Below are 15591 nucleotides of genomic sequence, written 5' to 3'. Positions count from 1 at the left end.
AGTGCAATCAACTACACCATCAAGTTACAATCGTAACTTCCCGACTACCGGTGCTAATAATCTGTATTTTGATTTAGACATAGGTGGTGTTAAAGGTTCAGCATTGACATGGCCAACAGTCAGCCAAGAAGGTATTACCGCTACCATGACGCCATCACCCGATAATGCTAATAACATCCGCGTCACCCTCAACGGTCCACATATGAACTCTAATATTAAAACTGTCCTCTTGCCACAGACATTCGTGTTAGTAGGTTATGATAGTAGTTATAGAGAGGTAGTAAGATATGGCTTTGTCTTAAAGCAGTGGTTCATCAACAACGGAAGCAATTGTGATAAGTATGCTCACGTTTTATCCTTGTGTAGCCGTTTAGGCTATCATGTGGCAGAGTTCAAAGAGTTAACTAATAACGCTAGCCGCAATTCATCCGGAGCTATTGTAGGCACTTACCAACGTAATATCGGTGCTGGACTGTTTAGTGAATGGGGCTACATGCCAAGTTATACCGGTAGCGGCTTCAGTACAAACTTCAGAGGCGCGGCGTTCTACTGGACAAGCACCAAAGCTAACTCTCGGGACATGTGGTGTGTCAACTCGACCGACGGCGCCAAGGTGTCAGACGTTCGCAACACCCCCGACGACCACTGTGAATATGAGGTTTGCGCTACCAACATCGTTCACTAATTGGCACTTAACGAACCGCCGCGTAGCGCACTTCCCTGTGCGCCCACGGCTCACCCGGCTTCCTGCCGGCTGTTCTATGCCAATTACCTCCCTCAGCACCACTTAAGCGGGGAATAAAAACCAACACCCATAAAACCAATCATTCAATAATAGGTTAGGGTGTTAAGATGTTGATGTTAAATTGGCCGTTGGATGGTGCCGACAACTGAGGGAGGTTAGCACGGCAAACAGGGAAGTTTGCCGAGGGAGTGCTTTGTAGGACTGGTCACGCTGCCGCGTAGGCGTTAAGAGGGATTGATGTGAATCCCTCTTAACAATCTCCCCACACCCCGCGGGAAGTAGTGGTCACTGCGTGACTACCCTCGCTCGCTAATTGGCACTTAACGAACCGCCGCGTATCGCACCTCCCTGTGCGCCCACGGCTCACCCGGCTTCCTGCCGGTTGTTCTATGCCAATTACCTCCCTCGGCACCACTTAAGCGGGGGAATAAAAACCGACAGCATTCTGCAATAGGTTAGGGTATTAAGTCATTTAGATAATAGGTTTTTAGGTGTTCAATTGGCCGTTAGATGGTGCCGACAACTGAGTGAGGTTAGCACGGCAAACAGGGAAGTTTGCCGAGGGAGTGCTTTGTAGGAACAAATCACGACCGGTGCGTTAAGACCAAGCGAAGGCGGAGGGCAGTCGTAGACCACCATCTGCAGGCCCGCGTTTGGGTTGTAAGGGAATTTTCGCGTTAAAATTCCCTTACTCGAGCGTTAACACCGTAATTAAAATAATCACCCAAGCATAAAACGCTCGAAACCTAACGAATTCAAATAATAAAATCACAATAATCTATGTCAAGATATTTCCTGAGAGGGGTATGTTTGAGTATAAAACTCAGCCTAACCCCAGCTTAAAAATAAAGCAAATCCCTTCATCTTTACTATTCTTTACAAATAAACTTAACAAAATAGTAGTTAAAATTTATCAAGGCGATATACTTTTAACCATGAGTGGTGCAGAGGTTATTTTTCGCACACTCGAATGGAAAAAGTGTAAATAAAACATAAAATTACTTGACGGAATCTTCATCATGCCTTATACTGGAAGACACAAGACACAAGACACAAGCACTGGCAGCTTTATGCCCAAAATCTATCTCAGCACACTGTAGCTGACTCATTTCACCCAAGTGATAATTTAGTCCGCGATTTAATCCCGCACCGTCGGCAATTCAGCAACCAAAATCAGCAGTTACAATCATTATCATTAATTAAGCGCCATTCACGTTTAGGTTTTAGTTTAAAGCGTTGTTTTGCCTTAATGCCATTGCTATTGTTGCCGTATGCTACTACTACCCAAGCGTTGTCGGCTACTACCGCCCAGGTAATCCATGGTAGTCAGCCGTATTTAACCTTTGATAATGGGGTAACTAAGGTCACGACTACGGATGATCTATTAGGTATTAAACTTTCCAACGGTGCTCGCTTCACTCCGGCAACCAATACTTCAACCGCAGCAAACCCAATACAGCTTCCAGAGGCCAATCAAAGTTTCGCTGATGTAGGTATGCTGGTGCCTACCAATACCAATTCCATTGCCTTAAGCTCTCTAATTGGTGCCCCTTATAATTATTGGGGCGATGATGATGGTGATGGTCAGGGTGCTAATGGTATTACCGCTACAGGTGATTTAACTGTTAGTATTACCGATAGCAACGGTCAAGTTGTTAGTCGTGATACTATTCTTAATACTTGTGGTACTTCAGTGCCACCCTATAAATTAGTATTAACCAGTACAGCTGGTAGTTTAACCACCCAGTATGGGCTGCCCAATAGTAGTAATTTCAGTGGAGATACAGTCACTTATTATATCAGTCCTAAAGCAGGGCCTACAGTTTGCTACGCCAGGCCGAATCTTAACTACGGTAAAAATAATGAGGCAGCTACAGCAGGAAGAGAGCATGACTATTTTGGAAACTTCCTCGGTCCGGCCGATATATGGAACCCGGAGAAAGGCTTCCTAGTGCAATCCACTACGCCATCAGACTACAATCGTAACTTCCCAACTACTGGTGCCAATAAGCTGCATTTTGATTTACTAGTGACTGGTATTGATGCCTCAACTTTAACTTGGCCAACTGTTCGTCAGGGTGGTATTACTGCCACTATGACATTGAATCCACCAGTAGATTCTAAGTTTAATCCTGATGGTGCCTCTTCGGTGCGCGTCACCCTCACAGGTCCGTTTGCAACAGCAGCCCAACAAAGTTCAGCCACACCGGGTAGTATCGCTACTCCCACCTTGCCACAGACATTCGTGTTAGTCGGTAAAGATAGTAGTAATAGAGAGGTATTAAGTTATGGTTTTGTAATAAAGAAATGGTTTATTCACCGCGGATCGGTTTGGGAAAATAAAAGCAAAATGTTAAATTGGTGTTATAATTTGGGTTATGTTTTGGTATCAGACGATGACGTCACCAACGCTGCATACACAAGTTCTGCTGGCTGGGTTTTACCTGATAATAGTTATCACCGTAATATTGGTGCTGGTTTCTTAACCGAATGGGGGGACGTAAGCGCTTATGCAGGTTCCGGATACAATAATTCCTGGTACTGGGGTGGTGGTCAATATACTATTGCTTCAAATACCGGTTCTAAATTCAGACAAGCCACACGTTTCGAGGGGTACGGGATATGCGTCTTAAAAAGATAGCCAATGGACTGTTGCAGCGGCAGGGGCAACCCGAGCCGCTTTTTAAAAATGCCAGCAATCAACGCTGGCATTTTTATGCTTGTCAAGATGTTTCCTGATAGGTATACGTTTCAGTATAAAAATCGGCTAATCAGTCACGCTGCCGCGTAGGCGTTAAGAGGGATTAGTGTGAATCCCTCTTAACAATCTCCCCACACCCCGCGGGAAGTAACAACCAGTTAATTCAACAATAGGTTAGGGTGTTAAGGTGTTGGTGTTAAATTGGCCGTTAGATGGTGCCGACAACTGAGGGCGGTTAGCACGGCAAACAGGGAGGTTTGCCGAGGGAGTGCTTTGTAGGAACAAATCACGACCGGTGCGTTAAGACCAAGCGAAGGCGGAGGGCAGTCGTAGACCACCATCTGCAGGCCCGCGTTTGGGTTGTAAGGGAATTTTCGCGTTAAAATTCCCTTACTCGAGCGTCGGCACCGTAATTAAAATAATCACCCAACCATAAAACGCTCGAAACCTAACCGATTTAAATAATTAGCTTCTGTTAAGATGTTTCCTGAGAGGGGTATATTTCAGTATAAAAATGGCCAATTCCGCAAGGATAATCGTTCATCTTTACTATTCTTTACAAATAAACTTAACAAAACAGTAGTTAAATTTTATCAAGGCGATATACTTTTAGCGATGAGTGGTGCGGAGGTTATTTTTCGTGCACTCGAATGGAAAAAGTGTAAATAAAACATAAAATTACTTGACGGAATCTTCATCATGCCTTATACTGGAAGACACAAGACACAAGACACAAGCACTGGCAGCTTTACGCCCAAAATCTATCTCAACACACTGTAGTTGACTCATTTCACCGAAGTTATAATTTAGTCGCCGATTTAATCTCAGATTTAGCCTTGGCGTCAGCGCCCAAATTAAAATATGCATGCATATCCAAATTAAGGCAGGTACTGGAAGCTAATTTAGCCCCGCACCGTCGGCATAATCGGCAACTTGGTCGCCTCAATCGGCCGTTATCTTCAATAATACCATTACGGCTACTACAATCATTAACACCATTACCGCCATTATCGCTAATTAAGCGCCCGCTGCACTTAGGTTTTGACTTAAAGCATTGTCTAGCCTTAATGCCGTTGTTATTGTTGCCGTATGCTACTACTACCCAAGCGTTGTCCGCCACTACCGCCCAGGTAATCCATGGTACTCAGCCCTATTTAACCTTTGATAATGGGGTAACTAAGGTTACTACTACGGATGGTCTGTTAGGTATTACCATCTCCGACGGTACTACTCAAACTACCTACACACCGGATAATACTTCAACCGCAGCCAACCCCATAGTACTCCCATTAGCTAATCAGCGCTTTACCGATATTGGTATGCTAGTGCCTACCAATACTGATTCAATCACCTTAAACACTTTGATTGGTGCGCCCTATAATTATTGGGGCGATGATGATGGTGATGGCCAGGGTGCTAATGGTGTTACTGCTAGCGGTGATTTAAGGTTGAGTATTACCGATAAATTAAACCAAGCCGTGAGTCGTAGTGAAACCTTAGATTTATGTAAAGCGCCTTATAAAGTGGTATTAACCAGTACAGCTGGTAGTTTAACCACCCAGTATGGGCTGCCTAATAGTAGTAGTTTCAGCGGTGGTACGGCCACTTATTATATCAGTCCTAAAGCCGCACCTACAATCTGTTACGCCCAGCCGAGTCTTCACCAAGGCACCGGCAACTACGCCGGCCCCGCCACTATCTGGAACTCAACTAAAGGCTTCCTGACGCAGTCAACTACATCATCAAGTTACTATCGTAACTTCCCGACTACCGGTGCTAATAATCTGTATTTTGATTTAGACATAAGTGGTATTAATGGTTCAACATTGACATGGCCAACAGTCAGCCAAGGAGGTATTACCGCCACCATGACGCCATCCCCCGCTGATGCTAATAACATCCGCGTCACCCTCACCGGTCCGTTTGCAACAGGATCGCAACAAAGTTCAGCCAGACCGGGTAGTATTGCTAGACCCACCTTGCCACAGACATTCGTGTTAGTCGGTAAAGATAGTAGTAATAACGAGGTATTAAAATATGGTTTTAAGTTACAGCATTGGTTCGTCAACCGCGGAAGTGGTTATTATGCTTATGATAACCAATCATCCTGGTGTAGTAGTTTAGGCTACCATCTACCCCAGGTCAAAGACTTAACTAACGCGGTGTGTTCGGGAATTAATTCGAGCTCTTATTGCCAAGGAGCAGTGGGCGCCACGCCTTCATCAACTGTTAATTATTACCAGCGTAATATTGGTGCGGGTTTGTTCACCGAATGGGGCTACATGAGCGATTATGCCGCCGGCTTCGTCAACGACTACTACCGGACACGTGACGGCAACTATACTGTCCGCTCGAGCAACGGCGCCGTTCGCACCTTCAGCTTCACCGACACCTACCGCGGGGTTTGCGCCTATCCTTAGTCCTTAGTTCTTAGTCCTTAATCCTTAAGTCACGGGTATTTAATAAGGAGTAATAAAGTTTAAGCAACCAAAGGACGGTTGCAGCGGCAGGGGCAACCCGAGCCGCGGCATAAAAAAGCCAGCAATCAATGCTGGCTTTTTTTTATTATTGTTAAGATGTTTCCTGAGAGGTATACGTTTGCGTATACACAAGTATTAACTTTTTTGGTTTTGTTTAGGATCGCCGGAATATGGGAAGATGCTATCCTTTAACGAAAATGAAAAATCTTTAGTATTAATTTCGCCAATGGTTTTGTCACTATCGTATAGGGCTAGCAAAAATTCTGCCATTTGCTCTGCAGTGTGGTATTTGGCAAAACTCTTATCATAGTCATATTCAGTGGTATTATTGGCTTTTTGACCAAATTCAGTTTGGGTGGCTGCGGGCGCCAGCACCTTGGCGGTTAATTGTGCTTGGCTTTGTTTTAATTCATGGGCTAAGCCTTCGGTAAAGGCATTAACATAGAATTTAGTTGCACAATAGGTGACCGCATTCGGAACTATGGTGTAACCACCGCGTGATGAGATGTTAATAATTTGGGTGCCAGGTTGGTTTTGGTATTTACGCACATAGAGTGAGGAAAAAATGGTTAGCGCTTCAATATTTAAGTGCAGCATAGTTTCTATTTTGTTTAAGTCCTGATCGCCAACACTACCATAGTTACCAAAACCGGCATTATTAATCCAAGTTTCAATAAAATATTGGTCTAGTTGTTGAAAAAGTGCATGTACATTCGCTGGTTTTGATAAATCACATACCTTAATTACCACTTCTAATTGGGGATTAATAGCGGCAATTTTTTGTTTTAATTGGTCTAATTGCTCTTGGCGCCTGGCGATTACAATTAGATGTTGGTTGCGTTTAGCAAAGGCAAGGGCGGTAGCATAGCCAATTCCAGAACTAGCACCGGTTATAACGGTATATTTTTTATCTGTTTGTTGCATGTTTATTTACCTTTCATTAGAGTTTTTATAAATGAATATTAATTATTGTTGTTTAATTCTGTAATAACTTATTCCATGAGTTTTCTGGTAACTCAATGTCTCTTTGTGCTTGCATTAAAGCATTTTGTAACTGTTGGCGGTTAAATGGGAAGCAATAAGCTGGTTTAGCTCGTTCAAATTTCCAGCTTGCAGATAAAGAGCCGACATCAACATAATCAAAACCCACACGATCGAGTAACTCAAATATTACTTGTTTAGCTAATAAGTCATCTCCTGCAACTGGAATTGCACGTCTATTTAATTTATCGTTTGGTTTTGCATCTTTAACGATATCTTTTGCCAAAATAGCATTAAACACTTTGATAAGTTTAGATTTATTTAGATGCTTTGCAATTAATTCACTGGTTGTGATTTCATAATTATCTAATTGTTGGAAGTGTCCATCACGCTTAGGATAATAGTTCATGGTATCAAGAACGATTTTATTGGCAAGCATTTCAGTTGGCAGTTGTGGATAGTTGATGAATGGAATTGCAGCCATGATGATATCACCAAATTCAATAGCTTCTTGTTGACAGCCAATTTCACAACCTATACCTCTAGCTACACTAAATAGTGTGTTTTTATCTCTTGAATTACTTAACATGACTTGGTAACCAGCCTGCATAAATAGAGTTGCACAGGCCTGACCAACAAATCCAGCGCCAATTATGCCAATCTTTTTCATTGAAATATTTCCTATTTAGGACAACCATGGTGTATTATCTTTGTAAATTAAAAGATAATAAATATAGTTATAATTGATTTATTAACAACTGAGAGTTATTAATATGGATTTATTTAGATGTATGGAAGCATTTGTATTAACGGTTAAAACAGGTTCGTTTGCTACTTCGTCGATTTCGTTAAATACCTCCCCGCAAATGGTGGCTAAATATATTGCCTTTTTAGAAAATCATTTAGGCTTAAAATTACTTAATCGCACCACGCGTTCACAAATGCTAACTGAATTTGGTAAACAATATTATGACCGTTGTTTGGTTATTCTTGGCGAAGTAAAGAAGACCAAGACATTGGCACAACAGTTTAGTGAGGAACCAAAGGGAAGAATTAGGATTAGTGCGCCAGTGAGTTTTGGGCGCTTTACATTAATCCCTTTAATTAGTCATTTTATGCAAAGCTACCCGCAAATTAATGTGGATGTGCAACTTAGTGATCGTTATGTCGATTTGGTTAAAGAGGAGTTTGATATTGCCTTTCGGGTTGGTGAATTGAATGATTCGGGTTTAATTGCCCGTAAACTTAGCCCTTATCAACCTATTTTTGCCGCGGCGCCTAGTTATTTGGCTGAGCATGGTATTCCCTCTACACCCGATGACCTTAAGGATCACCAATGTTTAATTTACCAATATGTTAATATTAATGGTAATGATAATATTTGGCCGTTTACTATTAATGGTAAATTAGTGCAAATTCCTATTACCGGGGCATTTAAGAGTAATGATGCTTCAGTGCTTGCTGTGGCGGCCGTTGAAGGTTTAGGGATTGCTATGTTGTCGGAATTTATGCTTGCCGACTTAATCAAACAAAAAAAATTACTGCCAATTTTACAAGGTTATTTACCACCAGCTAAAAAAATGCATTTGCTTTATACGGCCGATGCTCAACGTTTACCAAAGTTGAGTTTGTTTATTGATTTTGTGCTGAGTTCGGATTTTTAACACTCGATTTTAATTCAGATCAACAATTTTCAAGTTGGTCATTTAGTTATAAAAAAAGGCGATTTAATCGCCTTGTTATATGTAGTTATTGAATTGGTTAATTTATGGTAGCTATGGTGCTTACTTCTTTACCTAGCATATTATTTAGGAAGACTAAATCATCAGCAGTTAAGGTACCAACTGAGTATTTTAACTGTATTAAGCTAGTTAGATAATTGTATTTGGAATCAGATAGATCGCGTTTGGCACTATATAATTGGGTGGTGGCATTTAACACGTCAACAATTGTACGCGTACCCACTTCATAACCAGATGAAGTTGCTTCTAATGAGCTTTGCGCCGAAACTACCGCTTGTTGATAAGCTTTGATGGCACTAATTGATGATGAAATATTGTTATAAGATGAACGCACTTGATTCACCACACTACGGTTAGTGCTTTCTACCTTTTCGCTAAAACTAACAAAGTTATGTTGAGCTTGCTCAACTTTGGACACAGTCGCGCCACCAGAGAAAATTGGCATATTTACACTGACGCCAACTCTATTATCACCTGAATAGGTTTTGCCGTTACGTCGTGCACTGTTGGCCATGGAATAATTGCCATAGTTGTCATTTTTATTTAGATTAGTAGAGGCATCCAAACTGGCTGTTGGCATATGCCCTGCTTGGGCTAGTTTAATTTGCTCACGCGCAATTTCCTGATTTAATCTCATAGTTAATAGGTTCAGGTTTGACGATTGCGATTGCTGTAATAAGTTACTGATTTGCGTTGGCGCTTCAGTTTTAAAGGTATTAGTATTAATGCTGGCTAGGGTTGAATAGAAACGACCACTAACTTGGCGTAAATCTTCAACGGCGTTATTTAAGTCATTTAAGGCATTAACTTGTTGCGCTACAGTAAGGTCATAGTTAGCTTGCGCATTTTGCACATCGGTAATTGCCACTAAACCAACTTGGTGTTGTTGGCGAGTTTGTTCCAACTGACGATAAATTGCTTTTTTTTGTGCATCAATATAACTTAGTGCATCCAGTGCTTTAAGTACATTAAAGTAAGCTACTGAGGTATTTAAGATTAATGTTTGCCCTTGGTATTGGTAGGCTATGTCAGAAATACTAGCTTGTTTTTTGGTTATGTCCAGAGCTTTCCAGTTGGAATAATCAAAAATACTTTGGGATAAGGTTACTTGGTATAAATTGCCACTTTTATTTTTTTGACCACTGGTATCTCGGCGCCCATGGGCAACACCATAAGAGGCACTTAAGCCCACTTGCGGTAATAAACTTGCTCGGGAACCAGAAATTGCAGAATAGGCTTTTTCCTTTTCGGCTAATGAACTACGGAGATCGGGGTTAGTTTCTTTTGCTTGTTCATAGACTTGAACCAAATTTTCAGCAAAAACAGATTGGCTCAAAGCTAAGCCAATTAAAAAGGTTAAAGTTTTTTTCATTAATCTTCTCTTTAAAAAACAATAAAACATATTATTAGTAAATTCAATTGCATAATTTTAGCAGATAATTAGTATATAGAAAGCATACTTTGTATACTATTCGCACTTTTTATTAAAATTTGACTTAAAAATCGAGAATCTGTATGAAAATTAAAAATAGTCCGGTGCTTTTTGACAAAAAAGATGTGTTTAATTTAACTAAGAAAAGTTTGTACCGCGGTTTTTTTTCACTGTTGGAATACCGGTTTCAATATCGTAAATTTGATGGTACTAAGAGCGAAGTCGTTACCCGAGAAATTTTAGAACGTGGGCATGCAGTGGTGTTGTTAGCCTATGATGTTAAACGCGATCAAGTGGTTTTAATTGAACAAATCCGCATTGCGGCGATTGAAACTCAAGATAGCCCATGGATGTTGGAATTAATTGCCGGGATGATGGATCATGGCAATGAATCTTGCGAAGAAGTTGCTAAACGTGAGGCGTTTGAAGAAGCAGGGATAACTATTGGTCGCTGTAAACCGATTATTAGTTATTTGGCGTCGCCGGGTGGTTTGACCGAAAAATTGCATATTTTAGTTGGTGAGGTTGATTCCACCACTGCCAAAGGTGTGCATGGCTTGGCGGAAGAAAACGAAGATATTCAAGTGCATGTAGTTAGCCGCGAGCAAGCTTACCAATGGGTTGAAAATGGGGTAATCAATAATGCCGCTTCTATTATTGCTCTGCAATGGTTGCAACTGAACCATATGTCGTTAAAAAAACAATGGCAATAGTGAATTAATTCAGCAATTAAATTATTTATTTCGTAAAAATGTGATTTACTTTACACTTTATTATAACTTTAGGATTTATAATAAAAATAATTAAAACTTTCCATTATTATTGTTGCTATTGTTATTAACAATAATGATATGACTAATGCGTTAATGAGGTGAATTTTGGAGTCACTATTACAGTTGCCGATTCAGGATGCAAATTGCGGAAAAATACTGCATATTACTGATTCTCATCTTTTTGCTGATGATAGTGACTCATTATTGGGCGTTAACTCGAATGCTAGTTTTTTAGCCGTTATTGATGAAATTAAGCACCAGAAAAGGCATTACGATTTAATTGTGGCTACGGGCGATTTTGTCCAAGATGGTTCTAAACGAGCTTATCAACGGTTTGCCGAGGAAATAAAAACATTGGCTGTGCCTTGTGTGTGGCTGGCTGGTAATCATGATGTTTACCCTTATATGCAAGAGGTGTTTAATGATTATCAACTTGCAGCCAATAAGGTGGTGTTATTGGGTGATAAATGGCTGATTGTGTTATTAAATAGCCAAGTCGTTGGCCAAGCTTATGGGGTGTTGCCTGAGTCCGAACTCATGTTTTTACAAAATGCCTTAACCAGTCATCCCGATAGGGCGGCCATGGTGTTTTTACACCATCACCCCATTTCATCAAGTTGCCATTGGTTAGATCAGCATATTCTAAAAAATAATGCCGATTTAGAGCTGATTATTAAGAATAATTCTATGATTAAAGGCTTAGGTTGGGGGCATATTCACCAGCAACAAGAGCAAATATGGCATAATTGTAAGGCGTTTTCTACGCCGTCTACTTGTGTGCAGTTTAAACCTGGGTGCTATAATTTTCAGGTATCGGATCAAGATGCCCCTGGCTGGAGAGAAATTAGTCTAAATCAAGATGGTTCACTGAGTTCACAAGTTTATCGAATTAATAATAATCGATTTTTGCCAGATTTGTCTAAAAATGGTTATTAAAGTTAATAATAACTGGCTGCATTGATTGCTATTGTTTTGATTTTACTATAAAAGTGGTGCAAAGAAGTAAAATAACCTTTCAACAACGTGTTGCCAGATCGGGCGCTTTTCCCATTCCTCAATATTAACTATATCGGAATTGTTTAAGTAAGTTTGTAAAAGGATTGCTAATGATCGAGCAAATTCTGCGTCATCAATTACCGTAGTAATTTCAAAATTTAGCCATAAACTGCGCATGTCTAAATTGACGGTACCAACCAGACTCAGTTGCTTATCAATTAAGACACTTTTGGTATGTAATAAATTATCATTAAATTGGTAAAGCTTGACCCCGCCCTCTAATAATTCCGAAAAGAAAGCCCGGCTTGCCCATTTGACCATTAACGAGTCATTCTTTTTCGGAACAATAATAATTACTTCAACCCCTCGTTGGGCGGCAGTACAAACAGCATGTAAAATGTCATCACTAGGGACTAGGTAAGGGGTGGTGAAAATAATTTGCTCTTGGGCGGCATAAATCGCGGTTAACAGCACCTGATGGATCATGTTTTCTGTATAACCTGGCCCGGAAGCAATGAGTTGCATGATGTGTTTTTTTTCTTCCGGCTGTTCAGCAAAATCGGTAATTTGTGGCAAGGCTAAATAATCACCGGTTTCCAGCTCCCAGTCACTGGTATAAATGGCGCCCATTAGTGTTGTTACCGGACCACTCATTCTCACCATGACATCGACCCATTCACCTACATGTTTATTTTGTTTAAAGAAGCGTGGATCAACAATATTCATGCTGCCAGTGTAAGATATATAGTTGTCAATAATAGCTACTTTGCGGTGTTGCCGCAGATCAAGCCGCCTAAACATGAAGCGAAATAAGTTGACTTTTAAGACTTCGATAACGGTTATGCCAGCATCCCGCATTTTTTTGCTAGCATTTGATCTGATAAAATTCCGGCTACCAGCCGAATCAAGCATTAAACGGCAAGTTACCCCACGTTTGCTGGCTTGGATTAGGGCTTCTTCAACTTCGTCAGCTCGGCCACCTTTATTCCATATGTAAAATACCATTTCGATATTAGATGTGGCTTGATTGATGTCGGCGATTAGGCGATCAAAAATGGCGTCTGTATTACTAAGCAGTTCAATGTGGTTACCTTTAATGCCATCAAGCCCGGTTTGGTGTTTGCACAGTTGGAAAATAGGTTTGCTAACTTGACTAACTTTGTCGGTGAATATGTCCTGAAATACACTTAATTTATTGATAAATTTGGTAATAGTGGGGCGCATTTTTTGGGCGCGTTTAACGCGTTGCTGCCCTAAATGAGCTTCCCCTAATGCAAAATAGAGAATTACCCCAACTAGCGGTAGGATATAGATAACCAGCATCCAAGCAATCACGTAAGTTGTTGGCCGGCGTTTAAAGACAATGCGTAATGTGGTGGCAACAATGATCAACCAATAACAAAGGAATATTAGTGAACTGATTAATGCATGGAATGAGGTAAATTGCATATCGATTAACAATTGCTTAGATTTAATTTACTAATAGGATCAACATGGCAATCATAATGTTGAAATGCTTCCGGCAATGGTTTGGGCGTGTTATCTTTATCCACTGCTACATAGGTAAAGGTGGCATCAGTTATACAGAATCGCTGACAGACTTCGTCAGTGTCAGTTATCTTTTTAATCCAAACTTCGATGCCAATAGTAATTGATGTGGTGCCGGTTTTAAGGCAATGAGCATAACAGCAAACAACATCGCCCACCATAGCTGGTTTGTGGAAGGTAATGCTACTAGCATTGACAGTAACCACTCGTTTTTTGGCTATTTCTTTAGCTAGTATGCCACCGGCAAGATCCATTTGTGACATGATCCAGCCACCAAAAATATGCCCATGTGGGTTGGTGTCTGCTGGCATAGCGAGTGTTCTTAATACTAATTGCCCTTTAGGAGTTGCAGTTGTGTCTGGTTGTTTCATAAATAGAATACTCCGCCGATTACTGTGATATTAGTTGCTCTCATTAGCACTTTTATGCATGTTTTTATAAATATAAATTCCTGATATTAAGGATAATAATAATGAGGCACCAGGTAAAATAAAAACTTTGAATTTCCAAAAAAAGTCGTCAGAGGTGTAGTAAGTTGCAGCTAAACTTACTATGCCACAGCACATAAAGAAGCTGATCCATAACAAATTGAGTTTATTCCAAACAATAGGGTTTAGTTGAATTTCTTTACCTAACATGGTTTGCAGTAGGTTTTTTTTGAACATAAACTGACTGACTAACAATGCTGCCGCAAAAGCAAAGTTAATAATGGTAACTTTCCATTTGATTATATTAGGTTCCCGGGTATACAGCGTAAAGCCACCAAATACAATGATCATAAGATAGGAAATTAATTCTATTTTATCTATTTTACGGTAGATGATTAGCAGGATAATAAATGAAACCGTGGCACTGATCATTAATGCTTGCACACCAGCAAAAATATCATATATGGATAGAAAAACAAAAAAGAAGATAAGTGGAATAAAATTCAAAAGTTGTTTCATTAATTATTAACCTAATAACCCTATAAATTATTGATATTTTCAATAAATAATAAGCCTATAGAAATAGGCTTATTTTTTGGTATGCAGTTCCGGATGTTCTTTACAATTACCTGCATGGCAATGACCATAAAGATACAGGCTATGATAAGTTAATTTAACACCATATTGCTCCGCAATTTCTTTTTGTCTACGGTTGATGATTTCATCCCGAAATTCAAATACTTCACCACAATCTAAACAAATTAAATGGTCATGATGCTTTTGAGTAGCCAGTTCAAATACTGATCTACCGCCTTCAAAGTTATGACGAGTAACAATGCCGGCGTCATCAAATTGATTTAAAACTCGATATACAGTTGCTAACCCAATTTCTTCACCCATATCCAGTAGTTTTTTGTAAAGATCTTCAACCGAAATATGTTGACACGTTGGGTCACGTAATAATTCTAAAATTTTTAATCGTGGTAACGTAACCTTTAAACCGGCATTTTTTAATGCGGCATTATTGTCTCTATCATGATTTGTCATATTACATCCCAATTTGTGTAGTTTACGTTTCTAATATTTTTTAGTTTTTCTATTATAGAAACTATATGAGGAAAATAAAAGAAATCATTTCAATAGATTATATATTCATTTCACTTTTAACCTGTTGTACCCAATTATTAATGCGTTCTTGGGTTAATTCCGGTTGGCGATCTTCATCAATAGCCAGACCTACAAAATGGGAATCGTCAACTAGGCTTTTAGAAGCTTCAAAGTGATAACCTTCGGTTGGCCAATTGCCGACGATTTTAGCGCCTTTCGGTTGAATAATATCGCGTAAGGTGCCCATGGCGTCACAAAAATATTCGGCATAATCTTCTTGATCACCACAACCAAAAATAGCTACAGTTTTGCCTTTGAAATCTATTTGTTCTAGATTTGGAAAGAAGTCGTCCCAGTCACATTGAGATTCACCATAATACCAAGTCGGGATGCCGAAAAACAGATACTCATATTGTTCTATCTGTTCTTTAGTGCTTTTAGCTATATCATAAAGATCGGCTTTATCATTACCTAAAATATTTTGGATTTGTTTAGCTACATTTTCTGTATTACCAGTGTCACTACCAAAAAAAATGCCAACTTGTGCCATATTAGTTCCTTTACTATTGTTACCTTATTAAAATATTGCTTGAGTATATCATTGTCACTTATTATCAGCAATAATTCTCAATTACATGAAACATGATATATTATTTAC

Annotated in this window: 14 protein-coding genes; 6 read left to right on the top strand and 8 right to left on the bottom strand. The window is 39.8% G+C overall.

All coding sequences use genetic code 11. The features are described from left to right. From A9G13_RS11160 to A9G13_RS04230, 3 genes are all read left to right on the top strand, one after another. On the top strand, window positions 1-685 hold a 685-nt coding region (locus tag A9G13_RS11160; RefSeq protein WP_176701933.1), incomplete at its 5' end, for a hypothetical protein. Between the two features lie 1309 nt (window positions 686-1994). Next, the gene (locus tag A9G13_RS04240) at window positions 1995-3386 is read left to right on the top strand and encodes a hypothetical protein (RefSeq protein ID WP_065556353.1); all 1392 of its coding nucleotides are present in this window, start codon (window positions 1995-1997) and stop codon (window positions 3384-3386) included. 896 nt (window positions 3387-4282) lie between these two features. Continuing rightward, window positions 4283-5866 carry a hypothetical protein gene (locus A9G13_RS04230; RefSeq protein ID WP_065556351.1) on the top strand — a complete coding sequence of 528 codons (1584 nt, stop codon included), beginning with the start codon at window positions 4283-4285 and terminating at the stop codon, window positions 5864-5866. Window positions 5867-6061: 195 nt separating this feature from the next. On the opposite strand, the gene A9G13_RS04225 is transcribed toward A9G13_RS04230, so the two are convergent. Then, window positions 6062-6850, bottom strand: a complete 789-nt coding sequence (locus A9G13_RS04225; RefSeq protein WP_065556350.1) for an SDR family NAD(P)-dependent oxidoreductase — start codon at window positions 6848-6850, stop codon at window positions 6062-6064. A 52-nt stretch (window positions 6851-6902) separates the two neighbouring features. After that, window positions 6903-7577, bottom strand: a complete 675-nt coding sequence (locus A9G13_RS04220) for an NADPH-dependent F420 reductase (RefSeq protein ID WP_065556349.1) — start codon at window positions 7575-7577, stop codon at window positions 6903-6905. A gap of 121 nt (window positions 7578-7698) precedes the next feature. On the opposite strand from A9G13_RS04220, the gene A9G13_RS04215 reads away from it, so the two are divergent. Further along, the gene (locus A9G13_RS04215) at window positions 7699-8571 is read left to right on the top strand and encodes a LysR family transcriptional regulator (protein WP_218059142.1); all 873 of its coding nucleotides are present in this window, start codon (window positions 7699-7701) and stop codon (window positions 8569-8571) included. 97 nt (window positions 8572-8668) lie between these two features. On the opposite strand, the gene tolC is transcribed toward A9G13_RS04215, so the two are convergent. Beyond that, complete coding sequence (gene tolC, locus A9G13_RS04210) at window positions 8669-10021, bottom strand: outer membrane channel protein TolC (protein WP_065556347.1); 1353 nt, start codon at window positions 10019-10021, stop codon at window positions 8669-8671. A 143-nt stretch (window positions 10022-10164) separates the two neighbouring features. On the opposite strand from tolC, the gene nudF reads away from it, so the two are divergent. Both nudF and cpdA read left to right on the top strand, forming a co-directional pair. Next, entirely contained in the window at window positions 10165-10794 is a 630-nt protein-coding gene (gene nudF, locus A9G13_RS04205; RefSeq protein WP_065556346.1) for an ADP-ribose diphosphatase, read from the top strand. Window positions 10795-10959: 165 nt separating this feature from the next. Continuing rightward, the gene (gene cpdA / locus A9G13_RS04200; RefSeq protein ID WP_065556345.1) at window positions 10960-11790 is read left to right on the top strand and encodes a 3',5'-cyclic-AMP phosphodiesterase; all 831 of its coding nucleotides are present in this window, start codon (window positions 10960-10962) and stop codon (window positions 11788-11790) included. A 45-nt stretch (window positions 11791-11835) separates the two neighbouring features. Here the strand turns inward: cpdA and cls are convergent, their stop codons facing one another. From cls to fldA, 5 genes are all read right to left on the bottom strand, one after another. Next, on the bottom strand, window positions 11836-13299 hold the full coding sequence (cls, locus tag A9G13_RS04195; RefSeq protein ID WP_065556344.1) for a cardiolipin synthase: 1464 nt from the start codon (window positions 13297-13299) through the stop codon (window positions 11836-11838). A gap of 5 nt (window positions 13300-13304) precedes the next feature. Then, window positions 13305-13769, bottom strand: a complete 465-nt coding sequence (gene yciA / locus A9G13_RS04190; RefSeq protein ID WP_065556343.1) for an acyl-CoA thioester hydrolase YciA — start codon at window positions 13767-13769, stop codon at window positions 13305-13307. A 30-nt stretch (window positions 13770-13799) separates the two neighbouring features. Then, the gene (locus A9G13_RS04185; protein WP_065556342.1) at window positions 13800-14345 is read right to left on the bottom strand and encodes an inner membrane-spanning protein YciB; all 546 of its coding nucleotides are present in this window, start codon (window positions 14343-14345) and stop codon (window positions 13800-13802) included. A gap of 69 nt (window positions 14346-14414) precedes the next feature. Next, window positions 14415-14873, bottom strand: coding sequence for a ferric iron uptake transcriptional regulator (gene fur / locus A9G13_RS04180; RefSeq protein WP_065556341.1), 459 nt, complete (start codon window positions 14871-14873; stop codon window positions 14415-14417). A gap of 97 nt (window positions 14874-14970) precedes the next feature. Beyond that, window positions 14971-15483, bottom strand: a complete 513-nt coding sequence (gene fldA, locus A9G13_RS04175; protein ID WP_065556340.1) for a flavodoxin FldA — start codon at window positions 15481-15483, stop codon at window positions 14971-14973. Window positions 15484-15591: the final 108 nt, after the last annotated feature.

This window comes from Gilliamella sp. wkB178 (assembly GCF_001690705.1).
Taxonomy (GTDB): domain Bacteria; phylum Pseudomonadota; class Gammaproteobacteria; order Enterobacterales; family Orbaceae; genus Gilliamella; species Gilliamella apicola_K.
The sequence above is the reverse complement of the archived record's forward strand: the minus strand, read 5'-3'. Positions and strand labels throughout refer to the sequence as shown.

What these genes read in the sequence shown, in the direction of transcription:
- yciA (WP_065556343.1), bottom strand. Translation starts at nt 13,769, where the DNA reads ATGAAACAACCAGACACAACTGCAACTCCTAAAGGGCAATTAGTATTA.
- A9G13_RS04220 (WP_065556349.1), bottom strand. Translation starts at nt 7,577, where the DNA reads ATGAAAAAGATTGGCATAATTGGCGCTGGATTTGTTGGTCAGGCCTGT.
- A9G13_RS04215 (WP_218059142.1), top strand. Translation starts at nt 7,699, where the DNA reads ATGGAAGCATTTGTATTAACGGTTAAAACAGGTTCGTTTGCTACTTCG.
- A9G13_RS04240 (WP_065556353.1), top strand. Translation starts at nt 1,995, where the DNA reads ATGCCATTGCTATTGTTGCCGTATGCTACTACTACCCAAGCGTTGTCG.
- fur (WP_065556341.1), bottom strand. Translation starts at nt 14,873, where the DNA reads ATGACAAATCATGATAGAGACAATAATGCCGCATTAAAAAATGCCGGT.
- tolC (WP_065556347.1), bottom strand. Translation starts at nt 10,021, where the DNA reads ATGAAAAAAACTTTAACCTTTTTAATTGGCTTAGCTTTGAGCCAATCT.
- nudF (WP_065556346.1), top strand. Translation starts at nt 10,165, where the DNA reads ATGAAAATTAAAAATAGTCCGGTGCTTTTTGACAAAAAAGATGTGTTT.
- cls (WP_065556344.1), bottom strand. Translation starts at nt 13,299, where the DNA reads ATGCAATTTACCTCATTCCATGCATTAATCAGTTCACTAATATTCCTT.
- A9G13_RS04225 (WP_065556350.1), bottom strand. Translation starts at nt 6,850, where the DNA reads ATGCAACAAACAGATAAAAAATATACCGTTATAACCGGTGCTAGTTCT.
- A9G13_RS04185 (WP_065556342.1), bottom strand. Translation starts at nt 14,345, where the DNA reads ATGAAACAACTTTTGAATTTTATTCCACTTATCTTCTTTTTTGTTTTT.
- fldA (WP_065556340.1), bottom strand. Translation starts at nt 15,483, where the DNA reads ATGGCACAAGTTGGCATTTTTTTTGGTAGTGACACTGGTAATACAGAA.